The 22783-nt window shown below is 71.1% G+C and carries 17 protein-coding genes; 9 read left to right on the top strand and 8 right to left on the bottom strand.

Annotation, left to right across the window (positions count from 1 at the left end):
• Positions 1-14 precede the first annotated feature (14 nt).
• Together ABZ948_RS08795 and ABZ948_RS08790 are read right to left on the bottom strand one after the other, a co-directional pair.
• Positions 15-1682: a pyranose oxidase gene (locus tag ABZ948_RS08795; RefSeq protein ID WP_359758226.1), complete on the bottom strand. Its 1668-nt coding sequence runs from the start codon at positions 1680-1682 to the stop codon at positions 15-17.
• Between the two features lie 194 nt (positions 1683-1876).
• Positions 1877-4597 (bottom strand): discoidin domain-containing protein, encoded by a 2721-nt coding sequence (locus ABZ948_RS08790; RefSeq protein ID WP_359758225.1) that lies wholly within the window; start codon positions 4595-4597, stop codon positions 1877-1879.
• Positions 4598-5014: 417 nt separating this feature from the next.
• Here ABZ948_RS08790 and ABZ948_RS08785 point away from each other — a divergent pair, with 417 nt between their 5' ends.
• On the top strand, positions 5015-5809 hold the full coding sequence (locus tag ABZ948_RS08785; RefSeq protein WP_359758224.1) for an SDR family NAD(P)-dependent oxidoreductase: 795 nt from the start codon (positions 5015-5017) through the stop codon (positions 5807-5809).
• Between the two features lie 6 nt (positions 5810-5815).
• On the opposite strand, the gene ABZ948_RS08780 is transcribed toward ABZ948_RS08785, so the two are convergent.
• From ABZ948_RS08780 to rhaI, 6 genes are all read right to left on the bottom strand, one after another.
• On the bottom strand, positions 5816-6451 hold the full coding sequence (locus ABZ948_RS08780) for a LutC/YkgG family protein (RefSeq protein ID WP_359758223.1): 636 nt from the start codon (positions 6449-6451) through the stop codon (positions 5816-5818).
• Positions 6448-7926: a LutB/LldF family L-lactate oxidation iron-sulfur protein gene (locus ABZ948_RS08775; RefSeq protein WP_359758222.1), complete on the bottom strand. Its 1479-nt coding sequence runs from the start codon at positions 7924-7926 to the stop codon at positions 6448-6450. Before ABZ948_RS08775 ends, ABZ948_RS08780 begins: the two co-directional genes overlap by 4 nt.
• Positions 7923-8678 carry a (Fe-S)-binding protein gene (locus tag ABZ948_RS08770; protein ID WP_359758221.1) on the bottom strand — a complete coding sequence of 252 codons (756 nt, stop codon included), beginning with the start codon at positions 8676-8678 and terminating at the stop codon, positions 7923-7925. Before ABZ948_RS08770 ends, ABZ948_RS08775 begins: the two co-directional genes overlap by 4 nt.
• Before the next feature lie 70 nt (positions 8679-8748).
• The gene (locus ABZ948_RS08765; protein WP_359758220.1) at positions 8749-10197 is read right to left on the bottom strand and encodes a rhamnulokinase; all 1449 of its coding nucleotides are present in this window, start codon (positions 10195-10197) and stop codon (positions 8749-8751) included.
• Entirely contained in the window at positions 10194-12233 is a 2040-nt protein-coding gene (locus ABZ948_RS08760) for a bifunctional aldolase/short-chain dehydrogenase (protein WP_359758219.1), read from the bottom strand. The genes ABZ948_RS08765 and ABZ948_RS08760 overlap by 4 nt, the downstream gene beginning before the upstream one ends.
• Positions 12234-12349: 116 nt before the next feature.
• Positions 12350-13510 carry an L-rhamnose isomerase gene (gene rhaI, locus ABZ948_RS08755; protein WP_359758218.1) on the bottom strand — a complete coding sequence of 387 codons (1161 nt, stop codon included), beginning with the start codon at positions 13508-13510 and terminating at the stop codon, positions 12350-12352.
• A 283-nt stretch (positions 13511-13793) separates the two neighbouring features.
• On the opposite strand from rhaI, the gene ABZ948_RS08750 reads away from it, so the two are divergent.
• The 8 genes from ABZ948_RS08750 (at position 13794) to ABZ948_RS08715 (ending at position 22752) form a co-directional block, all read left to right on the top strand.
• Positions 13794-15311 carry a sugar ABC transporter ATP-binding protein gene (locus tag ABZ948_RS08750; RefSeq protein WP_359758217.1) on the top strand — a complete coding sequence of 506 codons (1518 nt, stop codon included), beginning with the start codon at positions 13794-13796 and terminating at the stop codon, positions 15309-15311.
• Positions 15308-16348: an ABC transporter permease gene (locus ABZ948_RS08745; protein ID WP_359758216.1), complete on the top strand. Its 1041-nt coding sequence runs from the start codon at positions 15308-15310 to the stop codon at positions 16346-16348. Before ABZ948_RS08750 ends, ABZ948_RS08745 begins: the two co-directional genes overlap by 4 nt.
• The gene (locus ABZ948_RS08740) at positions 16341-17333 is read left to right on the top strand and encodes an ABC transporter permease (RefSeq protein ID WP_359758215.1); all 993 of its coding nucleotides are present in this window, start codon (positions 16341-16343) and stop codon (positions 17331-17333) included. The genes ABZ948_RS08745 and ABZ948_RS08740 overlap by 8 nt, the downstream gene beginning before the upstream one ends.
• Positions 17334-17363: 30 nt before the next feature.
• Positions 17364-18449 carry a rhamnose ABC transporter substrate-binding protein gene (rhaS, locus tag ABZ948_RS08735; protein ID WP_359758214.1) on the top strand — a complete coding sequence of 362 codons (1086 nt, stop codon included), beginning with the start codon at positions 17364-17366 and terminating at the stop codon, positions 18447-18449.
• Positions 18450-18466: 17 nt separating this feature from the next.
• The gene (locus tag ABZ948_RS08730; protein WP_031117722.1) at positions 18467-18787 is read left to right on the top strand and encodes an L-rhamnose mutarotase; all 321 of its coding nucleotides are present in this window, start codon (positions 18467-18469) and stop codon (positions 18785-18787) included.
• A 16-nt stretch (positions 18788-18803) separates the two neighbouring features.
• Complete coding sequence (locus ABZ948_RS08725) at positions 18804-20228, top strand: BNR repeat-containing protein (RefSeq protein WP_359758213.1); 1425 nt, start codon at positions 18804-18806, stop codon at positions 20226-20228.
• A gap of 88 nt (positions 20229-20316) precedes the next feature.
• Entirely contained in the window at positions 20317-21342 is a 1026-nt protein-coding gene (locus tag ABZ948_RS08720; RefSeq protein ID WP_037764268.1) for a LacI family DNA-binding transcriptional regulator, read from the top strand.
• A 108-nt stretch (positions 21343-21450) separates the two neighbouring features.
• Entirely contained in the window at positions 21451-22752 is a 1302-nt protein-coding gene (locus ABZ948_RS08715) for an alpha/beta fold hydrolase (protein WP_359758212.1), read from the top strand.
• Positions 22753-22783: the final 31 nt, after the last annotated feature.

Raw genomic sequence — 22783 nt, 5'->3', positions numbered from 1 at the left:
CCTCCTCGACGTGTTCAGGCGCTCGGCAGGATGCGCTTGATCTGCTCGACCGACTGCAGCGCCATGGCGACGCTGGTCAGCGTGGGGTTGGCGGCGTTGCCGAACGGGTGCAGGCCGTTGCCGCCGAGGAAGAGGTTCTTCACGCCCCACACCTGCGAGTTCGGGTCGACGACACTGGTCTTGCGTTCCTTGCCCATGCGCGTGGTGCCCGCGATGTGCAGGGGCAGGCCCGGGGTGAGGAACTGCGGCTCGGAGCCGGGCATGAAGCCGCCGAGCTGGGCGGCGACCCGCATCATGTGGTCCATCATCCGGCCGCAGTCGGCCCGCTCCTCCTTGCTCAGCCGGAAGTGGAACGTCGGCTGGGGCATGCCGAAGGTGTCCTTGATGTGGCTGCTGAAGGTGATCCGGTTGCTGCGGCGCGGCCGGGACATCCCGAACCACCGCAGGTCCACGATGAGCCGGCTGTCGATGTTGGGCGGCACCTCGCCGTAGCTGAACGCGTCACGGTGGATCTGGCAGTGCCAGGGCTGCCCCGGGACGGCCGGGATCCACAGGTTCGGCTCCAGCTCCCCCTTGGGGAAGGGCACCGGGTCAGCACCCGGCGTCTTCTCCTCCTGCTTCTGCTTCTGCTTCTCGATGTACTCCTTCACCCGCTTCTGGGCGTCCGGGTACTTGCCCAGCAGGTTGACGACGTCGTCGAGCAGCGACTGCTTGAGGACGGTCTGGCAGAACGCCATCGGCTGCTCGGTCATGTAGCGGCCGAGCGACTCGGACTGCAGGCCCGAGGCGAACAGCAGCTGCGGGGTCAGCACCGGGTTGCAGGCGACGACGAACGCCTCGGCGTTGATCGTCACCTTCTCGTTCAGGTCGCGCAGGTTGCGGACCTTCACGCCGGTCACCCGCTGGTCGCCGTCACCGGCGTCGGAGAACTCCAGCCGGGTGCACTGGTGCTCGGCGAGCAGCCGGAAGGACCCCTTGGTCGGCGTGTGGCGCGGGTTGGCGAGCTCGCCCAGGACGGTGTCCGCGGCGCTCCAGTGCACGGCGTCGGACTTCGCCTGGTCGGGCCGGGTGCGGACCGCGAGCGGGAGTTCCTTGACGCTGGTGAACTGGGCCCGGTGCAGCACCTCCCGCACCAGGAGGTGCCGGGCGGAGGGCGCGAAGACCGTCTCGGACTTGTGCAGCAGCGCCGCGGCCTCCTTGTAGAGCTTGTCCATCGTGGTGGCCTCGATGGGGTAGCCCTCGCCGTTGTACGTGCGCTCCAGCGTGGCGTGGAACTCGGGGACGGCGCACGTCCAGTGGGTCGCCATGCCACCGACGGCGTACGTGGACGCGCACGCGGCGAGGTTGTCGCGCTTCTTCTGTTCCGGGTTCTGGTTGTTGAGGACGAATCCCGGCCATTCGTCGGGGTCGTACGAGAAGGAGGACGGGTCGAGAGTGACCACCGGGGAATCGTCCGACGCGATGGACATCGGGTGCAGATGTCCGCGGATCACCGACGCGAAAAGATCCACGTTCTTCTGGTACAGAAAGCTGTTCTTGAGGTGCTCTCCGTAATTCCCGGAGAGCTGCGCGCCGGCGTCGATCATCAGGACGTGGTGCCCGGCGTCCACGAGTTTCCGTGCGAATGTGGCGCCGACCGGGCCACTTCCGACGATGAGGACATCGACGTCGTACTTGCTCATGGTGCGGCCTCCCTTTCACGGAATCGGGTCCATCCCATTGAGGGGGCGGCCGGAAATTCCGTAAATAGCGGGGTGCCAGGTTCCCCTGAAGGGGGTATTTCTAGGATAAGCCGACAAATATTCCGTGCTTTCCGGAAAAGGGAATGACTGTGACCCCGGCCGGTAAAAGCCGGGGTGCACAGCCGTTGATGCGGCTAGGAAATGACCCGCAATTCCTCGATGCCCGGCCGCTTTCCCTTCTCGCCGGGATCCGCCGCGCTCACCTCCACGCGCACGAAGCGGGCGGTGACACCGGGCGTCGCCTCGCTCCAGCGCTCCCCGTCGGCGGACGCGAGGAGCCGGTACGAGCCCGGGCGGACGTCCGTCCACTCCACCTCGACCCCGGAGACCCGCACCGCGCGCCCGAGGTCGACGGTCAGCCGCGCCTCGGCCGCCTTCGGCGACCAGGGCGTCGTCCCGTCCCCGTCGACGGCCGCGTTCGCGTACAGGCCGGGCTGCTCCGAGGTGGCCTCGGCCGGCCGGCAGCGGGCCAAATTGTCCGTCGGCACCCGGTCCGGGCGGCGGGTCTTGAGGACCGCCGGCGCCGTGGAGCTGACGATCTGCGAGCCCTGCGGGGTCTCCAGCTCGAACGGCTCCCCCTGGACCAGCCGCACCTTGGTCTCCTCGGCGCCGATGGCGACCTCGTAGATCCTGCCGTGCGCGCGCAGTCCCCTGAGCGTGACGCCCTCGGACAGTTGCGGCGGCAGCATCGGGTCCAGGCGCACCGTGCCCGAGCGGGTGCGCAGCCCGGTCAGCCCGTGCGTGAAGACCTGCACGAAGCCGCCCTTCCCGGTCAGGAAGTCCTCCGCCGGGAACCCGGCGTGCGGGTCGCCGGCCCCGGCCGCGCGGTCGCCGCGTGCCTCGGAGAACAGCGCGAACGGCCCCCGCACGAACGGCCGGACCGACCGCATCAGATACGTGTGGGTGTTGCAGCCGGGCTTGCCGATGGCCGCCGCGTCCACCGCGTGCACCGAGTCCGTCATGGCGGGGCCGTCCGGATCGGAGCGGGCGGCGTAGTAGTCGAGGGTGCCGGACGCCGCCTCCTCGGACATGGGCCACTCCAGCGGGTACATCAGCAGCACGGCGTCCGCCTGCTTGATGGGTGCCCCCTCGTACCCGTCGTACTGCCGGAAGACCTTGGTCTTCTCGTCGTACGGGATGCGCAGTCCTTCGGCGATGGCCGTCCAGTTGGCCGGCGCGTGCTCTCCGAGGACCCGGGCCGCGCGGGTGGCGTTGCGCAGGGTGGTCGCGGCACCGGCGTTGGTGAAGACCGCGTCGTTCTTGTGGTTGCTGTACTCGTCCGGCCCGGAGACGTTCCGGATCGAGTAGCTGCCGTCGCCGTTGCGGGTCACGCGGCTCTCCCAGAACTCCGCGATGCCCTTCAGCAGCGGCCAGCCCCGCTCCCGCAGCCACTCCTCGTCCCCCGTCTGCTGGTGGAACTGCCAGACGGCCAGGGCGATGTCGGACTGGAGGTGGATCTGCGTGCGGCAGTGGTCCGGCTCCACGCTGTGGCACTCGGACGTGAGATCGCCCCGGTCGGCGCTGGTCCAGGGGAAGAACAGGCCGCGATGGCCGAGCGCGGCGGCGTTGCGCCGGGCGGCCGGCATGGTGCGGTGGCGGTACTCCAGGACCGGCCTCGCCAGTTCTGGCCGGAAGGCCAGCAGACCCGGGAACATCCACGTCTCCGCGTCCCAGAACTTCAGCCCCGCGTAGTCGTCACTGGTCAGACCGGCCGGGGCGATGCTGTCGGGCGAGCCGTCCCGCGTATTGGCCAGCAGCCCGTACAGGCCGGAGCGCAGCCATCTCTGCAGCTGGGGCTGCCCGCTCACCTCGATGTCGCCGCTCCACAGCTGCTCCCACTCGGCCGCGTGCCGCCCGAACAGCCGCTCCCAGCCCCGGTCCGCGGCCCGCAGCGACTCCTCGGCGGCGCTCCGCGCGGGCTGGGCGGAGGTCAGCGCCGTGTCGACGCCGACGAACTTGGTGAACGCGTAGGCACGTCCGGCGCGCACCGGCACCGAGGCGGACTGACGTGCCGTCAGCCCTTCGCCGCCGCGGGTCCAGCCGCGCACCGGCACCCCCTGGTCCGGACGGAGCGTCGAGACGACCGCCCCGTCCACCCCGGTCCCGTCGGTGCGGAACGCCACGGCGATCCGGTCCTCCACCGATCCGCCGGGTCCGTCCGCGGTCGCGGAGACCCGCCGCGCCCCGCGCCCGTCGATCAGGTCCGTGACGCTCGCGGTGCCCTGCCAGCGCGGGGTCACCCGCAGCCGCACCGCACCGACGTGCCGGTACTTGCGGTCGGCGACGACGTCGTACACCAGGTCCGTCGCCCGGCCTTCCCCGGTGGTCCACGTCAGGGACGTGCGCACCAGGCCGCAGCGCAGGAAGACGGTCTGCCGGTAGCCGGAGATCCGGTCGGCGGGCGTCGACGGGCCGAAGGTCTCGTCCCCGACGGTGACGGAGAGCCCCGACCAGGTGGGCAGCGCCGCGATGACGTGCCGGTCCTCGGCGGTCCGCTTGTTGTGCGCGTAGAGGCCCGCCACGTAGGCCCCGTCGTAGCGGGGCGTCTTGAGGGGCCAGCCGGTGTCCCGCTCCGAGACGGAGTAGCCCGAGCCGGCCGGCGGCAGGCTGTGCCCGAGGAAGCCGTTGGCGACGTAGGCGTGGTGGTCGTTGGCCGGATCGGTGGATGTGAGCGCCCAGTCCGCCGGCGCCGCGTGCCCCTCGTCGGGGCAGAGCCGCGCGGCGCGTTCCGCCGGGGGAGCGGCGCCGGAGAGAGACCCGGCGGTGAGGAGCGTGCCGAGGAGGAGAGGGACGGCGAGTCGGGTACGGCGGGAGAGGCGTAAAGGCGGCACGGACCGCCTGGGCGCATGCGGCATGAGGGGTCTCCACGAGATCGGAGGATGGGAAGCGAGCCGGAACGCGGCAGGGCGTGCGGAGAGGGACGTCGGCGGACGCTCGGGAGCGAGCGGTCAGCGGACGCGTATGTCCGGCGCTCCGCAGGGCAGGGGGGCGGGCCGGAAGGCGGCGTCCACACCCTGTCCAGTCATCCCTGCTGCCCTCCTGGGGGCGATGGCCCGGCGTCAACTCGTCGTTACCCACAGGGCCTTATGTGTAACCCTGGGTAGTGTTCACAGGTCGTGTGCGCCTTCGCGTGCTCCGGCGCTGTCGTCAGCGCCCCTGGGCTCACCGGCGCGTAACGGCCTCCCGGCGCGCCGCCTTCTGTATGACTGGGAGTGCCCGGCGAGCACCCGCGGGTACCCGACCACTCCCATACGGAAAGGGCTGAACACGGCATGCAGATCGATCTGAAGGGCCGCACCGCTCTCGTGACCGGCTCCACGCAGGGCATCGGCGCCGCGATCGCGTCGGGCCTGGCCCGGGCCGGCGCCCGGGTCGGCGTCAACGGCCGCTCGTCCCCGCGCGTCCAGGAGGCCGTGGAGCGGATGCAGGGCGAGGTCCCCGGTGCCGACCTGGTGCCCGTGGCCGCCGACGTGACGACCGACCAGGGCGCGGGGCAGGCGCTGGACGCCCTGGGGCAGGTGGACATCCTCGTCAACAACCTCGGTGTCTTCGAGTCCGCCGACCCCCTTCAGATCAGCGACGAGGAGTGGCGGCGCTACTTCGACGTGAACGTCCTGGCCGCCGTGCGCCTCACCCGTCTCGTGCTGCCCGGCATGACCGAGCGCGGCTGGGGACGCGTGCAGAACATCGCCAGCGACTCGGCGGTCGTCATCCCCGCCGAGATGATCCACTACGGCATGTCGAAGACCGCCCTGCTCGCCGTGAGCCGGGGCTTCGCCAAGCAGGCCGCCGGCACGGGCGTCACGGTGAACTCCGTCATCGCCGGACCGACCCACACGGGCGGGGTGGAGGACTTCGTCTACCAGCTCGTCGACCGCGACCTGCCCTGGGACGAGGCCCAGCGCGCCTTCATGCGGCAGCACCGCCCGCAGTCGCTGCTGCAACGGCTGATCGAGCCCGAGGAGATCGCCAACATGGTCGTCTACCTCGCCTCCGACCAGGCCTCGGCGACCACGGGCGGTGCCCTGCGCGTCGACGGCGGCTACGTCGACTCGATCCTGCCCTGAGCCCGGTCAGTCCTCGCCGGCCAGGATCACCTCCAGCGTGCGCGGCCCGTGCACCCCCTCGACCCGGTCCAGCTCGATGTCGCTGGTCGCCGACGGCCCGGAGATCCAGGTGAGCGGGCGGGCCGGATCGAGGCGTTCGAGTCCCTGCGGCACGGAGGAGACCACCTGGCCCGGGACGCGGACGACGCAGATGTGATGGTCCGGGACGAGGGTGATCCGGCGCCGCCCCTGGTCGGGCGAACCGTCCAGCACGATCGTCCCGGTCTCCGCGATCGCGACCGCACAGGCCGTCACGACACTGTCCACCCGGTCGAGTTCGTGCGGCGTACTCCCGGCCCGGTCGGCCACCCGCGTCACGCCGGTCGCCGCCAGCCAGCCCTCGTCCAGCCCCGGCGGGACCAGCACCGAGGCCGACCCGCGCTGCTCCAGCAGCCCCGCGATCAGCCCGGGGAGCCCGGCGCTGTCGGTGCGGTGCACGATCGCCCGGTAGTCCGCCAGGTTCTCGGCGAGCAGCTCCACCGTCTGGGCGACGGTCCGCTCGCCGTGCTCGCGCAGGTAGTCCCGCGCGATCGGCGCGTCGTCGGCCGGCGCGTCGGCGAGCGCGCGCCGCACCCGCCCCAGGATCCGCTCCCTGCTGTTCACTTCGCCCCGTCCTTTCCGCCGCGCGTGCGCTGCCACCAGTCCCGGAACGGCTCGGCGGGCACCGGCGGCAGTTCCCGGGTCCCGCTCCACGCCTTGCCCGGGCCCGGCAGAGTACGGGGATGGAAGCGACGGGTCCGGGAGGCGGCGCGCTGGCCGGTGCGCAGCGCGCCCGGGTGCGTGAACGCCCAGCGGGCCGCGCGCATCGCCGCCCGTTCGGCGGCATGGCCCTTCGCGGGCCGCAGCACCACCTTGTTGCCCTCCCGGGTGACCTCACCGCCCTCCACGACCCGTTCCCGCAGGTGCACCAGCACCTCGGGGATGTCGATGGCGACCGGGCACACCTCGTAGCACGCCCCGCACAGCGAGGACGCGTACGGCAGCGAGGCGTCGATGTCGCTGCCCGTGCCCCGCAGTTGGGGGCTGAGGATCGCGCCGATCGGACCGGGGTAGACCGAGCCGTAGGCGTGGCCGCCGGCCCGCTCGTACACCGGGCACACGTTCAGGCACGCCGAGCAGCGGATGCAGCGCAGCGCCTGCCGGCCGACCTCGTCGGCGAGGGTGTCGGTGCGGCCGTTGTCCAGCAGCACCAGATGGAAGGTGCCCGGCCCGTCCCCGTCGGTCGTGCCGGTCCAGGTCGACGTGTACGGGTTCATGCGCTCGGCCGTCGAGGAGCGGGGCAGGGTCTGCAGGAACACCTCCAGGTCCTGCCAGGTGGGCACGATCTTCTCGATGCCGACGACGGAGATCAGCGTCTCGGGCAGGGTCAGGCACATCCGACCGTTGCCCTCCGACTCCACCACCACGAGCGTGCCCGTCTCGGCGACCATGAAGTTGGCGCCGGAGATGCCGACCTTGGCCCGCAGGAACTTCTCCCGCAGGTGCAGCCGGGCCGCCTCGGCGAGTTCGGCGGGCGTGTCGGTCAGGCCCTCGGGGGCGGGGCGGCCCCACTCGCTCATCTCCCGGGCGAAGATGTCGCGGATCTCGCCCCGGTTGCGGTGGATGGCCGGCACGAGGATGTGCGAGGGGCGGTCCTTGCCCAACTGCACGATCAGCTCGGCGAGATCGGTCTCGTAGGCGTGGATGCCCGCGGCCTCCAGCGCCTCGTTGAGCCCGATCTCCTGCGTGGCCATCGACTTGACCTTGACGACCTCCGACTCGCCGGTCATCTTCACCAGCTGGGTGACGATCTCGTTGGCCTCGGCCGCGTCGGCGGCCCAGTGCACGACGCCGCCCGCGGCCGTGACCGACTCCTCCAACTGCTCCAGGTAGCGGTCGAGATGGCGCAGCGTGTGGTCCTTGATCCGCTTGCCCGCCTCGCGCAGCTCGGCCCAGTCGGACACCTCCGACACGGCCTTCGCCCGCTTGGCGCGGATGGTGTGCGTGGCGTGCCGCAGATTGCCGCGCAGGGTCGAGTTGCCGACTGCCTCTCGCGCGGCCTCGGGAAACGCAGGCATCCCGACGAACGTTCCGCTCATACGGCCGGTTCCTCCTTGGTGCTCGCCAGGATCTCCGCGATGTGCACCGGCCGCATGCCGGTCCGCAGCCGGGCCATCGTGCCGCCGATGTGCATCAGACAGGAGTTGTCGGCCGCGCACAGCACCTCCGCGCCCGTCGACTCGGCGTTGCGCACCTTGTCCGCGCCCATCGCCGCCGAGACGTCGGAGTTCTTCAGCGCGAAGGTGCCGCCGAACCCGCAGCACTCGTCGGCCCCCGGCAGCTCCACCAGCTCCAGCCCCTCGACCGCCCGGAGCAGCCGCCGCGGCCGGTCGCCGAGCCCCAGCCCGCGCAGTCCGTGGCAGGTCGGGTGGTAGGTCACCGTGTGCGGGTAGTACGCCCCGACGTCCGTCACGCCCAGCACGTCCACCAGGAACTCCGTGAGCTCGTACGTCTTCGGCACCACCGGCGCCAGGGTGGCCGCGAGGCTGTCCCCGCGGCCCTCGGCCCGGGCCCGCTCGCCCATCCGCGGATACAGCTCCCGCACCATCGACCCGCACGACCCGGACGGCGTCACGATCGCCTCGTACTCGCCGAAGACATCGGAGAAATGCCGGGCGAGCGGCTCGGCCTCATGGCGGTACCCGGTGTTGTAGTGCGCCTGCCCGCAGCAGGTCTGCGCCATCGGGAAGTCGACCTCGACCCCCAGCCTGGTCAGCAGTTTCACCACAGCGCGCCCGGTGTCCGGATACAGCGTGTCGTTGACACAGGTCAGGAACAGGGCGACACGCATCGCGGCTCCTTGTGGTCGATCATCGGATGAGTGCAGCGTAGTCCGGGCACGAGCCCCGGGGGAGACCCCGTCAGTCCCCGGCGAGCCGGGCCTGCGCGGCGCGCCACCGCTCGGTGCCGCCCCGCGGCTCGTACCGGGTCAGCGGCTGGGTCCGCACGAGCAGGTCCCGCATGCCCGCGAGGTCCCCGACCAGTCCGTGCGCCCGGGCCTGCACGAGCACGTTGCCGAGGGCGGCCGCCTCGGTCGGCCCGGCCACCACCGGCAGCCCGCAGGCGTCGGCGGTCAGCTGGCACAGGAGCGCGTTGCGCGTGCCGCCGCCCACCACGTGCACGACGTCCACCGTCTGCCCGGCGAGCCGCTGCGCGTCCTGGACGGCCTTGCGGTGCGCGAGGGCGAGCGAGTCGAGGATGCAGCGCGTCACCTCGCCGGGAGTCCGGGGCACGGGCTGCCCGGAGGCCCGGCACGCCTCGGCGATCCGCTCGGGCATGCGCCCCGGCGCCAGGAACGCCGCGTCGCCCGCGTCCACGACCGACCGCAGCGCCTCTGCCTTGGACGCCTCCAGCAGCAGCCCGCCCAGGTCCGGGTCGCCCCAGGCCCGCACGCACTCCTGGAGCAGCCACAGCCCCATGATGTTGCGCAGGTAGCGGACCGTGCCGTCGAGGCCCAGCTCGTTGGTGAAGTTGGCCGCCCGGCTCTCCTCGGTCAGCATCGGCGCGTCCAGCTCCAGGCCGGCCAGCGACCAGGTGCCGGTGCAGATGTAGGCGAACCGCTCACCCGTCGCGGGGACGGCCGCGACCGCCGACGCGGTGTCGTGCGATCCGACGGCCGTCACCGGCACGGGACCGGCCAGCCCGGTCTCCTCCAGCACCTCGGGACGCAGCAGCCCCGCCGGATCACCGGGCTGCCGCAGCGGCGCGAACAGCCCGAGGTCGATCCCCAGGCGCTCCGCGACGCCGTACGCCCAGTCCCGGGTGCGCGGGTCGATGAGCTGGGTGGTCGAGGCGTTGGTCAGCTCGGTGCCCTGCTCGCCGGTGAGCCAGTACGTCAGCAGGTCCGGCATCAGCAACAGCCGCCGCGCCTGGGCGAGCTGGGCCGTCGACCGGGCCGCCGTCAACTGGTACAGGGTGTTGAAGGGCGCGTACTGCAAACCGGTCGCGGCGTACAGCTCCTGGGCGGGCACGGTCGCCCACACCTTCTCCGCGACGCCCTCGGTCCGCGCGTCCCGGTAGTGCACCGGGTTGCCGAGCAGCGCCCCGTCCGCGTCGAGCAGCCCGTAGTCCACGGCCCAGCTGTCGATGCCGACGGAGTCGGCCTGCCCGGCCGCCCTGAGCCCCTCCAGGACTCCGGCGTACAGGGCGAGGACGTCCCAGCGCAGCCCCTCGGGCGTCCGCACGGGCCGGTTGGGGAAGCGGTGCGCCTCGGCGAGCTCCAGGCTGTCCGGGCCGACGCGGCCGACCATGACGCGCCCGCTGGACGCGCCGAGGTCGACCGCGGCGTACGACTTCACGTCCGCGCTCATCGCAGGAAGGCGGCCGCGACGCCGGCGTCGACGGGGATGTGCAGACCGGTCGTGTGGGTGAGGTCCCCGCCGGTCAGCGCGAACACCGCGTTGGCCACGTGCTCGGGGAGCACCTCGCGCTTGAGGATGGTCCGCTGGGCGTAGAACTCGCCCAGCTTCTCCTCCTCGACCCCGTACACGGCGGCCCGCTTGGCACCCCACCCGCCGGCGAAGATGCCCGAGCCGCGCACGACACCGTCGGGGTTGATCCCGTTGACGCGGATCCCGTGCTCGCCCAGCTCGGCCGCGAGCAGCCGCACCTGGTGGGCCTGGTCGGCCTTGGTGGCCGAGTAGGCGATGTTGTTGGGACCGGCGAAGACGGCGTTCTTCGAGGCGATGTAGACGATGTCACCGCCCAGCTCCTGGGCGATCATCACCCGGGCCGCCTCCCGCGACACCAGGAAGGAGCCGCGGGCCATGATGTCGTGCTGCAGGTCCCAGTCCTTGGTGGAGGTCTCCAGCAGCGGCTTGGAGATCGAGATGCCCGCGTTGTTGACCACGAGATCGACACCGCCGAAGGCCAGCACCGCCGCCCGGAACGCCTCGGCGATCTGCTCCTCGGACGTCACGTCCACGGTCACGGCGACGGCCTTGTCGGGGCCGCCCAGCTCCTCGGCGACGGCCTCGGCGTTCTCCGTGTTGAGGTCGGCGACGACCACACAGGCGCCCTCGGCCACGAGCCGGTGCGCGATGGCCTTGCCGATCCCGCTGCCGGCACCGGTCACCAGCGCCACCCGCGTCGCGAGCGCCTTGGGCTTCGGCATCCGCTGGAGCTTGGCCTCCTCCAGCGCCCAGTACTCGATGCGGAACTTCTCCGACTCCTCGATCGGCGCGTACGTGGACACGGCCTCCGCCCCGCGCATCACATTGATGGCGTTGACGTAGAACTCGCCCGCGACCCGGGCGGTCTGCTTGTCCTTGCCGAACGAGAACATGCCGACCCCCGGGATCAGCACGATCGCCGGGTCGGCGCCGCGCATGGCGGGGGAGTCGGGCTCGGCGTGCCGCCGGTAGTAGGCGGCGTACTCCTCGCGGTACTCCGCGTGCAGCTCCTTCAGCCGCGCGATGGCCTCGTCGAGCGGGGCGGTCGGCGGCAGGTCCAGCACCAGCGGCCGCACCTTGGTCCGCAGGAAGTGGTCCGGGCAGGAGGTGCCGAGCGCGGCGAGCCTCGGGTGCTCGGCGCTCGCGAGGAAGTCGAGGACGACCTCGGAGTCGGTGAAGTGCCCCACCTGAGGCCGGTCCTGCGAGGCGAGGGCGCGCACGTACGGCGCGAGCGCGGCGGCCCGCTCCCGCCGCTCACCGGCGCCGAGCGCCGCGTACCCCTCGATCACCGGCCCGAAGGGCTCGGCTTTCCCGCGCTCGGCGAGGAACTTCTCGGCGGTCCGGATGATGTGCAGCGAGTTCCGCTCGCACTCCTCGGAGGTGTCACCCCAGGCGGTGATGCCGTGTCCGCCGAGGACGCAGCCGATGGCCTGCGGGTTGGCCTTCTGCACGGCGGCGATGTCCAGCCCCAGCTGGAACCCCGGCCGCCGCCACGGCACCCACACGACCGTGTCCCCGAAGCACTCGGCGGTCAGCTTCTCCCCGTCGGCGGCGCAGGCGAGCGCGATCCCGGAGTCCGGGTGCAGATGATCGACGTGCGCGGCCTCGACCAGCCCGTGCATGGCGGTGTCGATGGACGGCGCGGCCCCGCCCTTGCCGTGCAGGCAGTAGTCGAACGCGGCGACCATCTCGTCCTCGCGCTCCACGCCCGGGTACACGTCGACGAGTGCCCGCATCCGGTCCAGCCGCAACACGGCCAGTCCCGCCTCGGTCAGCGTCCCGAGATCACCCCCGGATCCCTTGACCCACATCAGCTCGACGTCCCCACCGGTGACGGGATCGGTCTCGGTGCCCTTGGCGGAGGCGTTGCCCCCCGCGTAGTTGGTGTTCCGGGGATCGGCCCCGAGCCGGTGCGACCGTGCCAGCAGAGCGGCAGCTTCGGGATGGGTAGCCATGAACAGTTCCTTTTCAAGAGAGAGCGGGAGAGGTGCCTTCTTTTCAGGGGCGCGGGGAACTGCGCGATCAACCACAGAGAACCCGCACCCCGCAGATCACAGAACTCGGCAGACGCTTACGCACCCCACCCCGCCTGCTGCCCGCCAACCCGCTCAGCCACGATCTTCTCGGCCCACCCGGACCGCCGGTACGCGGCAAGGGGCTCGGGGTCCAGCCCCATCTCCTCGCGCACCTCCCGGAGCAACGGCCGCACATCCGTGTTGTATGCGTCCATCAACACGGCGTTCGCCTCCAGCACATCCCCACCGCGCTGCGCCGCACTCAACGCGTCCCCGTCGACCAGCAGCGCCTTCGCCGTGGCCTCCTGCACGTTCATCACGGACCGGATGATCGCCGGGATCTTCGCCTCGATGTTGTGGCACTGGTCGAGCATGAACGCGACCTCGGGCGAGAACCCCCCGCCCCGCACCACCTCGTACATGATCCGGAACAGCTGGAACGGATCCGCGGCGCCCACCATGAGGTCGTCGTCCGCGTAGAACCGCGAGTTGAAGTCGAACCCGCCGAGCTTCCCCTCCCGCAGCAGCGTCGCCACGATGAACTCGATGTTGGTCCCCGGCGCGTGATGCCCCGTGTCGACGACGACCTGGGCCTTCGGCCCGAGCTTCAGACAGTGGGCGTAGGCGGTGCCCCAGTCCGGCACGTCCGTCGTGTAGAACGCCGGCTCGAAGAACTTGTACTCCAGCAGCATCCGCTGCCCGTCCCCGAGCCGCTCGTACACCTCGGCCAGCCCCTCGGCCAGCCGGTCCTGCCGTCCCCGGATGTCGTCCTGCCCGGGGTAGTTCGTCCCGTCGGCGAACCACAGCTTCAGGTCCGTGGACCCGGTGGCGTCCATGATGTCGACGCACTCCAGCAGGTGGTCCACGGCCTTGCGCCGCACCGCGGCGTCCGGGTGGCAGATGCTGCCGAGCTTGTAGTCGTCGTCCTGGAAGGTGTTGGAGTTGATCGCCCCGAGCCGCACCCCGCGGTCCTCGGCGTGCTTCGCCAGCGCCGCGTAGTCGTCGACCTTGTCCCACGGGATGTGCAGGGCGACCGTCGGGGCGACCCCGGTGAACTCGTGCACCTTCGCCGCGTCGTCCAGCTTCTCCTGCGGCGTGCGCGGAACGCCCTGCTGCGCGAACACCTTGAACCGCGTGCCGGAGTTCCCGTACGCCCACGACGGCGTCTCGACGGCCTGTGTCTTGAGAGCGGCCTTCGCCGCGGCGAGCTCGGTCACGTCAGAACTCCTGAGACATCGGGTCGCCACGGCCACGCGGGACGACCACTGAATGAAACGATTCAGGACGCGAAGTTAGGGGCCCCCCGAAGGGGTGTCAACCCCTCCGACCAAGACGATTTCCCGTGACCAGCGCGTGACCTTCTGGCTTCGAAACTTTTTCGACCGGAACCCATTGACGTGACATGCGCGACCCGCCTAACGTCCCGGCAACCCAGTTGAAACCTTTCACGACGCCCACGACGCCGCGAGGCGCTCCCGCAGGCGTCGTCGAGGAGCCCCCATGACCCACCCGTCCACCACGGGTCCGGCCCCGGTTCTGGCACTGAAGGACGTCTCGAAGTCCTTCGGCGCGGTCCGCGCCCTGCGGGACGTCTCCCTGGAGCTGTTCCCCGGGGAGGTGCACGCCCTGGCCGGTGAGAACGGTGCCGGCAAGTCGACCCTCATCAAGACGCTCGCCGGAGTGCACCGGCCGGACGCCGGCCAGGTGCTGCTCGACGGTGCGCCCGTGGCCTTCCACGGCCCCGGCGACGCCCGCGACGCCGGCATCGCCGTGATCTACCAGGAGCCGACGCTCTTCCCCGACCTGTCGATCGCCGAGAACATCTACATGGGCCGCCAGCCGCGCCGCGCCCTCGGCCGGATCGACCACAAGGCCACACGCAACGCGACCGCCGAGCTGATGAAGCGCCTCGGCGTCGAGCTCGACCCCGACCGGCCCGCGCGCGGCCTGTCCATCGCCGACCAGCAGATCGTCGAGATCGCCAAGGCCCTGTCCTTCGACGCCCGCGTCCTGATCATGGACGAGCCGACCGCCGCCCTCACCGGCAGCGAGGTCGCCCGTCTCTTCGGTGTCGTGCGCACCCTGCGCGAGCAGGGCGCCGCCGTGCTCTTCATCTCCCACCGGCTGGAGGAGATCTTCGAGATCTGCCGGCGGGTCACCACCCTGCGCGACGGCGCCTGGATCGCCAGCGAGCCCCTGGAGGGCATGACCGAGGACGACCTGGTGCGCCGCATGGTCGGCCGCGACCTCGACGAGCTGTACCCCAAGCAGGAGGTCGAGCCGGGCGAGGTCGCCCTGAGCGTGCGCCGGCTGACCCGCGAGGGCGTGTTCACCGACGTCTCCTTCGAGGTCCGGCACGGCGAGATCGTCGGACTCGCGGGCCTCGTCGGCGCAGGCCGCACCGAGGTGGCCCGCGCCATCTTCGGCATCGACCGCTGGGACGCCGGCGAGGTCTCCGTCCGCGGCAGGGCCCTGGTCAACGGCGCCCCCTCCACCGCGATGTCCGCCGGACTCGCCCTGGTCCCCGAGGACCGGCGCGCCCAGGGCCTCGTGATGGACATGTCCATCGAGCGCAACATCGGCCTCACCGGGCTGCGCACGACCGTGAAGGCCGGGCTCATGGACCGCGGCGCCGAACGCAGCCGCTCCCTCGACTGGGCCGTCAAGCTCCAGGTGAAGTACGCCCGCATCGCCGACACGGTCAACACGCTCTCCGGCGGCAACCAGCAGAAGGTCGTCCTCGCCAAGTGGCTCGCCACCGGCCCGAAGGTGCTGATCGTCGACGAGCCGACCCGCGGCATCGACGTCGGCACCAAGGCCGAGGTGCACCGGCTGCTGTCCCAGCTGGCCGCCGACGGGGTGGCCGTCCTGATGATCTCCTCCGACCTGCCCGAGATCCTCGGCATGGCCGACCGCGTGCTGGTGATGCACGAGGGCCGCCTCACCGCCGAGATCCCGCGCTCCGACGCCACCGAGGAAACCGTGATGGCAGCAGCCACCGGGAGGGCCGCCGCATGACGGTCGTGACCCCGCAAGAGGCCCCCGTGGCCGACGTGCCCAAGTCGAGCGGCACCCGGCTCGTCGACCGCGTCTTCAAGATGCGCGAACTCGCCATCCTGGTCGTCTTCCTGGTGATGATCGCCGTCACCCAGGCCGGCAACAGCGAGTTCCTCTCCGAGCAGGGCATCAAGGACCTGCTGCTGAACGCGACGATCCTCGTCCTGGTCGCCACCGGCCAGTCGCTGGTCGTCATCACCCGCAACGTCGACCTGTCCGTCGGCTCCACCCTCGGCATCAGCGCCTTCGCCGCCGGCACCTACCTCCAGGGCGGCGGCAACCCGGTCGTCGCGATCGCCCTGGCCGTGCTGCTCGGCATCGGCTTCGGACTGCTCAACGGACTGCTCGTCAGCCTCGGCCAGGTGCCCGCGCTCGTGGTCACCCTCGGCACGCTGTACATCATCCGCGGCATCGACTCCATCTGGGTCGGCTCCCGGCAGATCACCGCGGCCGACCTGCCCGGCGGCTTCGTCGACTTCGGCTCCGGCGGCATCTCGGCGGTGCCGTACCTGGCGCTGATCGCCCTGGTGGTCCTCGTCGCCACCGCCTACTACCTCAAGCACTTCGGCAGCGGCCGCGAACTGTACGCCCTCGGCTCCAACCCGGAGGCCGCCCGCCTCGCCGGCATCCCGGTCCGCAAGCGGATCCTCGCCGCGTACACCTTCTGCGGCGCCCTCGCGGGACTCGCCGGCGCGATGTACCTGGCCCGGTTCGGCAACGTCGACTCCGGCACCGGCAACGGCTACGAACTGACCGTCGTCAGCGCGGTCGTGGTCGGCGGCGTGGTCTTCACCGGCGGCTCCGGCAGTGTCTACGGCGCGGCCCTCGGCGCGCTGCTGCTGACCTCCATCAACAGCGTGCTGCCCGCCCTCGGCGTCAGCTCCGTCTGGGTGCTCGCCATCAACGGCATCCTGCTCATCCTCGCCATCGCGGTCGACCGGATCGTCGCGCTGCGCGTGGCCTCCGCCCTGAAGAAGAGGAACGCCCGCCATGGCTGACATCTCCCTGAGCCGAGCGGTCCGCTGGGACACGGTCGTCGGTGTACTCCTCATCGTCGTCCTGCTGTTCTCCTTCGGCTTCGTCGACGGGTTCGGCAACGCGCTCAACCTGTCGTTCCTGATCGGCAACACGCTGCCGATCGCGCTGATCGCGCTGCCGATGACCCTGCTGGTCGTCTCCGGCGAGATCGACCTGTCGGTGGCCTCCACGGCCGGTCTGTCCGGAGCGGTGATGGGCGCCCTGTGGAACCAGGGCATGGCCATCGAGACGATCATCCCGATCTGCCTGCTGCTGGGCGTGGTCTGCGGACTGATCAACGGCCTGCTGGTGACCAGGCTGGGACTGCCGTCCCTCGCCGTCACCATCGGCACCCTGGCCGCCTACCGGGGCATCGCGCAGATCGTGCTCGGCTCGGACGCGGTGACCGACTTCCCGACGCAGTACCTGGACTTCGCGGCCGGCCGCATCGGCGACACCTTCATCCCGTACGCCTTCCTGCCGTTCCTCGTCCTGCTCGCCATCGCGGTGGTCGCGCTGCACGCCACGCCGTTCGGCCGCTCGCTGTTCGCGATCGGGGCGAGCGAGGAGGCGGCCCGCTTCGCCGGGATCCGGGTCAAGCGGCAGAAGCTGATCCTGTTCACCCTGACCGGTCTGATGGCCTCGCTGACCGGCATCTTCTGGGCGCTGCACTACGCCAGCGCCCGCTACGACAACGCCACGGGTCTGGAACTCTCCGTCGTGGCGGCCGTGTTGCTCGGCGGTATCGACTTCGACGGCGGCAAGGGCACGCTGGGCGGCGCGATCGCCGGCGTGTTCCTCCTCGGGGCGCTGCAGAACGTGATGAGCCTCCAGGACGTCTCCGCCCAGTCGCAGATCGTCGTCACCGGCGTCCTGCTCGTTCTGTCCGTGCTCGGCCCCCGGGTCGTACGGCAGATCTCCACAGCGAGGGCGGGCCGCAGAGCCGCCTCGACTCCCACCTCATAACCCAGCCCTTCCTCGTAAAGGACCACAGCCATGCGCAAGACCACGCTCCGCCGCAGCTGCGCGGCGCTCGCCACCGCCACCTCCCTCGCCCTGGCGCTCACCGCCTGCGGCGGCGGCACCACCAAGAAGGACGTCGCGAACGAAGGCGGTTCCGCGGCCACCGCCGGCAAGGCCGACCCCAACGCCGAGCTGAAGAAGGGGCTGACCGTCGGGTTCCTGCCCAAGCAGGTCAACAACCCGTACTTCACCTCCGCCGACAAGGGCGGCGAGAAGGCCCTGACCGAGCTGGGCTCCAAGTACAAGGAGGTCGGTCCGTCCAGCGCGACCGACACCGCCGGGCAGGTCAGTTACGTCAACACGCTCACCCAGCAGCAGGTCGACGCGATGGCCGTGTCCGCGCAGGACCCGGGCGCCCTGTGCACCGCGCTCAAGCAGGCCATGAAGAACGGCATCAAGGTCGTCACCTACGACTCCGACACCACGCCCGACTGCCGCAACGCCTTCGTCTCGCAGGCCTCCGCCGAGGACCTGGGCCGCACCGAGGTGCAGCTGCTCGCCAAGCAGATCGACTACAAGGGCGAGATCGCGATCCTGTCCGCCGCGCAGACCGCGACGAACCAGAACACCTGGATCGACTTCATGAAGGACGAGCTGAAGAAGCCCGAGTACAAGAACATGAAGCTGGTGAAGGTCGCGTACGGCAACGACGACGCCCAGCAGTCCTTCCAGCAGACCCAGGGCCTGCTCCAGGAGTACCCGAACCTGAAGGGGATCATCTCCCCGACCACCGTCGGCATCAAGGCCGCCGCCCAGTACCTGTCGGGCTCCAAGTACAAGGGCAAGGTCAAGCTGACCGGCCTCGGCACCCCGAACGACATGCGCAAGTACGTCAAGAACGGCACCGTCGAGGCGTTCGAGCTGTGGGACCCGGCCAAGCTCGGCGAGCTGGCCGCCCGCACCGCCGTCGCGCTGTCCTCGGGGCAGATCACCGGCAAGGAGGGCGAGACCTTCAAGGCCGGTTCCATGGGCGAGTACACCATCGGCAAGGACGGCGTGATCAGCCTCGGCAAGCCGACCGTGTTCGACGCCAAGAACATCGACCAGTTCAACTTCTAGACCCTGGGAGGTCGTTGATGCAGCGCGTGTGCTTCCTGCTGAAGGTCCGGGCGGACCGTCTCGACGAGTACCGCGAGCGGCACGCCGCCGTGTGGCCGGAGATGCTCCAGGCGCTGAAGGAGACCGGCTGGCACAACTACTCGCTCTTCCTGCGCGAGGACGGACTGCTCGTCGGCTACCTGGAGACCGAGGACTTCGCGGCCGCCCAGGCCGGCATGGAAGCCACCGACGTCAACGCCCGCTGGCAGGCGGAGATGGCGCCGTTCTTCGAGTCGCTGGACGGCGCCCGGCCCGACGAGGCCATGAAACCCCTCACCGAAGTGTTCCACCTCGCATGACGATGGAGTCCACGAGATGCACAGACGTACGTTGCTGGCCGCCGCCCTGGCCGGAGCCGTGGTGACCCCCGCCTTCGCCTCCGGCACCGCGCGGGCCGCCGACCCCGGCCCCTCCGTCACCCGGACCGGCACCACCACGCTCGACAGCCAGGCCCTCTTCTTCGTCTCCTACGACGGGCTGGTCAACAACAACTCGTTCCAGAAGAACGGCCTGCTGACCTACAAGGGCTACCAGTACGCCGTCTGGTACACCGCCGACCGCAACGCCGTCGTCGGCCGCCGTGTTCTCGGCGGGAGCACCTGGTCGACGGTGAAGGTCGGCCACACGCTGCGGTACAACGACTCCCACAACGTCATCTCGATGGGCGTCTCCAAGATCGACGGCCGGCTGCACCTCAACATGGACTCCCACAGCGACGGCTTCACCTACGTCAAGTCGGTTGCCGGGCTCATGGACGACCCGGCGGGCCTCAGCTGGACAGCGAGCCGCTTCGGCGCGCCCCAGTCGACCCTGGACGGGCTCGCGCTGACCTCGCAGTTCACCTACCCCCAGTTCATCTCCACACCGGAGGGCAGGCTCCAGCTCAGCTACCGCGTCGCCGTCTCGGGCAACGGCCGCAACGCCCTCGCCGAGTACGACGGCACCCGGTGGACCAACCTGGGGGAGTGGTCCAGCTCCACCGGCACCTACACCAGCGAGCACGGCTCCTCCACCGCCCGCAACATGTACCTGCACGGCATCGACTACGACCGGGGCGGCCGGCTGCACTCCTTCTTCACCTGGCGCGAGCAGAACGGCGCCGTGATGTGCAGCAGCGGCGGCATCACCAACCACGACACCGGCTACGTCTACTCCGACGACCGCGGCCGCACCTGGCGCAACAACGCGGGCACCGTCGTCGGCACCACCGGCGGCTCCGACAAGGTGTCCGTGACCGATGCCGGCCTGGTCGTGGACCCGCTGAACCCGGACCACTCCCTGATGAACCAGGAGAGCCAGTTCACCGACTCCGCGGGCCGGCCGCACGCGATCATCTCCTACGTGCCCGGCCGCTTCGGGCAGTGCACCACGAACTACGTCTCCGACCGGACCGCCAACGGCCGGGCCTTCCACGTCCGCAGGAACGCCTCCGGCACCTGGCAGAAGACCGAGATACCGGTCCCGCTCAACTCCAGCCAGCGCACCAAGCTGATCCTGGACAAGTACGACAACGCCTACGCGATCTTCCCCTTCGGCAGGATCGCCGGCGCCTCGGCGGCCTCCGGGTACACCGACTGGAGGATCCTCTTCGACGGCAGCGGCCTGGGCGCCTTCGGCGAGGTCGTCATCGACGAGACGCGCGTCGCGCAGGACGGCGTGCTGTCCTTCATGTACCAGGAGAAGTCCAGCGGTACGACGCCCTCGGCACTGCACGTCGTCGATTTCCGCCTGCCCGCCTGACCGAGACCGGTTCCCGGGGCGGCGTGCCGGTAATGTGAAGCCGCCCCGGCCGCCGCCCCCCTCGTCTCCCCCTGGAGGTCCCTGCCCGATGGCCCAGTCGGTGGGTATCAAGGACGTCGCCCGCGCCGCCGGAGTCTCCGTCGGCACGGTGTCGAACGTGATCAACCGCCCGGACACGGTCGCCACCGAGACCCGGGCCCGCGTGCTGTCCGCGATAGACCGGCTCGGCTACGTCCGCAGCGAGTCCGCGCGCCAGCTGCGCGCCGGCCGCAGCCGCATCATGGGGCTGCTCGTCCTCGACATGGGCAACCCCTTCTTCGTCGACGTGGCGCGCGGCGCCGAGCGCGCGGCCCGCCAGGCCGGGCTCGGCGTGATGGTCTGCAACAGCGCCCAGAACCCCGGCGAGGAGGCCGAGTACCTCTCACTCTTCGCCGAGCAGCGGGTGCGCGGCGTGCTGCTCACCCCGGCCGACGCGACCGGCCGCAACATCGAGGCCTTCCGCCGGCACGGCATCCCGTTCGTCCTGGTCGACCGGGTCGCCGAGGGCACCACCGAGTGCTCGGTCTCCGTCGACGACGTCGCGGGCGGCGCCCTCGCGGTACGCCACCTCGTCGACGCCGGGCACCGCTCCCTCGCCTACGTCAGCGGCCCGCCCGGCCTCAACCAGGTCCGCGACCGCCGCACCGGCGCCCTGGAAGCGCTCGCCGAGGCCGGGCTCGGCCCCGACGCGCTGCGCGAACTGCCCACCGAGCGGCTGGACGTCGCCGCCGGCCGGGACGCCGGGGCCCGCCTCCTCGGCCTCGCCGACCGGCCCACCGCGGTGTTCTGCGCCAACGACCTGCTCGCCCTCGGCGTGCTCCAGGCCATGTACGCGGCCGGTGTGCGCGTCCCCGACGACCTCGCCATCGTCGGCTACGACGACATCGAGTTCGCGGCGGCCGCCGCCGTCCCGCTCACCTCGGTACGGCAGCCCGCCGTCACCATGGGCGCCATGGCCGCCGACCTGCTCCTGGAGGAGACGGAGGAGGAGGGCACGGCACGCCCGCACGAGCACCGGCGGGTCGTCCTCCAGCCCGAACTGGTGGTCCGCCGCTCCAGCCTGGCCGCCCGCTGAGCCTGAACCGCCGTTCAGCAAGGTTTCATGATCGAAGGACTCACCGGCGGACGTTCCGTGTGATGGACTGGGACGCGGTCCGAAAATCCGCCCGTCCCGGGAGCCCTGTTGACGCTCAGCTACCGCCAGCCCGGAGTCCTCCTCACCGACCGCCGCTTCACCGTCCCCCTGGACCACGACCGCCCCGAGGGCGAGACGATCGAGCTGTACGCCCGCGAGGTCGTCGCGACCGACAAGGCGCACCAGGACCTGCCGTGGCTGCTCTACCTCCAGGGCGGGCCCGGCTTCGGCGCGGACCGCTCCGTGGGCCGGCCCGGCTGGCTGGGCAGGGCCCTGAAGGAGTACCGCGTGCTCCTCCTCGACCAGCGCGGCACCGGCCACTCCACGCCCGCGGGCCGTCAGACGCTCCCGCTGCGCGGCGGACCCGCCGAACAGGCCGACTACCTCACGCACTTCCGCGCCGACTCGATCGTCCGCGACTGCGAGGCCGTCCGCGCCGAGGTCACCGGCGGCGCGCCCTGGACCGTCCTCGGCCAGAGCTTCGGCGGCTTCTGCGCCACCAGCTACCTCTCCCTCGCCCCCGAGGGCCTGGCCACCGCCGTCATCACCGGCGGGCTGCCCTCCCTGGACGCCCACGCGGACGACGTCTACCGGGCGGCCTTCCCGCGCGTCGAACGCAAGGTGACCGCCCACTACGCCCGCTACCCGCAGGACGTCGAGCGCGCCCGCCGGATCGCCGACCACCTGCTGACGCACGACGTGGTCCTCGCGAACGGCTACCGGCTCACCGTCGAGGCGTTCCAGTCCCTCGGCATCGTCCTCGGCACCGGCGACGGCACCCACCGCCTCCACTACCTCCTGGAGGACGCCTTCGTCCGCACGCCGCAGGGCCACACGCTCTCCGACGCCTTCCAGGAGCAGGTGCAGGGCATGCTGTCCTACGCCCGCCACCCGCTGTACGCCCTGATCCACGAGTCGATCTACGGCCAGGACACCCGGCCCACCGCCTGGTCGGCCGAGCGGGTCCGCGCCGAGTTCCCGCGGTTCGACGCCGCCAAGGCCCTCGCGGGCGACGAACCGCTGCTGTTCACCGGCGAGTCGATCCACCCCTGGATGTTCGACTGCGACCCGGCCCTGCGCCCCCTGCGCGAGACCGCCGACCTGCTCGCCGCCCGCACCGACTGGACGCCCCTGTACGACCCGGCCCGGCTCGCGGCCAACGAGGTGCCGGTCGTGGCGGCCGTCTACCACGACGACATGTACGTCGACACGGCCCACTCCCTGCGCACCGCCCGCGCCATCCGCGGCCTGCGCACCTGGATCACGGACGAGTTCGAGCACGACGGCATCCGCACCGGCGGCCCCCGGGTCCTCGACCGGCTGCTGGCGCTCGTGCGGGACGAGGCGTGATGCCGCGCCGGACACGGGGTGATGTCGGTGG

The organism is Streptomyces olindensis (assembly GCF_040645895.1).
GTDB lineage: Bacteria > Actinomycetota > Actinomycetes > Streptomycetales > Streptomycetaceae > Streptomyces > Streptomyces olindensis.
The sequence above is the reverse complement of the archived record's forward strand: the minus strand, read 5'-3'. Positions and strand labels throughout refer to the sequence as shown.

What these genes read in the sequence shown, in the direction of transcription:
- ABZ948_RS08795 (WP_359758226.1), bottom strand. Translation starts at nt 1,682, where the DNA reads ATGAGCAAGTACGACGTCGATGTCCTCATCGTCGGAAGTGGCCCGGTC.
- ABZ948_RS08790 (WP_359758225.1), bottom strand. Translation starts at nt 4,597, where the DNA reads ATGCCGCATGCGCCCAGGCGGTCCGTGCCGCCTTTACGCCTCTCCCGC.
- ABZ948_RS08785 (WP_359758224.1), top strand. Translation starts at nt 5,015, where the DNA reads ATGCAGATCGATCTGAAGGGCCGCACCGCTCTCGTGACCGGCTCCACG.
- ABZ948_RS08775 (WP_359758222.1), bottom strand. Translation starts at nt 7,926, where the DNA reads ATGAGCGGAACGTTCGTCGGGATGCCTGCGTTTCCCGAGGCCGCGCGA.
- ABZ948_RS08770 (WP_359758221.1), bottom strand. Translation starts at nt 8,678, where the DNA reads ATGCGTGTCGCCCTGTTCCTGACCTGTGTCAACGACACGCTGTATCCG.
- ABZ948_RS08765 (WP_359758220.1), bottom strand. Translation starts at nt 10,197, where the DNA reads ATGAGCGCGGACGTGAAGTCGTACGCCGCGGTCGACCTCGGCGCGTCC.
- ABZ948_RS08760 (WP_359758219.1), bottom strand. Translation starts at nt 12,233, where the DNA reads ATGGCTACCCATCCCGAAGCTGCCGCTCTGCTGGCACGGTCGCACCGG.
- ABZ948_RS08750 (WP_359758217.1), top strand. Translation starts at nt 13,794, where the DNA reads ATGACCCACCCGTCCACCACGGGTCCGGCCCCGGTTCTGGCACTGAAG.
- ABZ948_RS08745 (WP_359758216.1), top strand. Translation starts at nt 15,308, where the DNA reads ATGACGGTCGTGACCCCGCAAGAGGCCCCCGTGGCCGACGTGCCCAAG.
- ABZ948_RS08740 (WP_359758215.1), top strand. Translation starts at nt 16,341, where the DNA reads ATGGCTGACATCTCCCTGAGCCGAGCGGTCCGCTGGGACACGGTCGTC.
- rhaS (WP_359758214.1), top strand. Translation starts at nt 17,364, where the DNA reads ATGCGCAAGACCACGCTCCGCCGCAGCTGCGCGGCGCTCGCCACCGCC.
- ABZ948_RS08730 (WP_031117722.1), top strand. Translation starts at nt 18,467, where the DNA reads ATGCAGCGCGTGTGCTTCCTGCTGAAGGTCCGGGCGGACCGTCTCGAC.
- ABZ948_RS08725 (WP_359758213.1), top strand. Translation starts at nt 18,804, where the DNA reads ATGCACAGACGTACGTTGCTGGCCGCCGCCCTGGCCGGAGCCGTGGTG.
- ABZ948_RS08720 (WP_037764268.1), top strand. Translation starts at nt 20,317, where the DNA reads ATGGCCCAGTCGGTGGGTATCAAGGACGTCGCCCGCGCCGCCGGAGTC.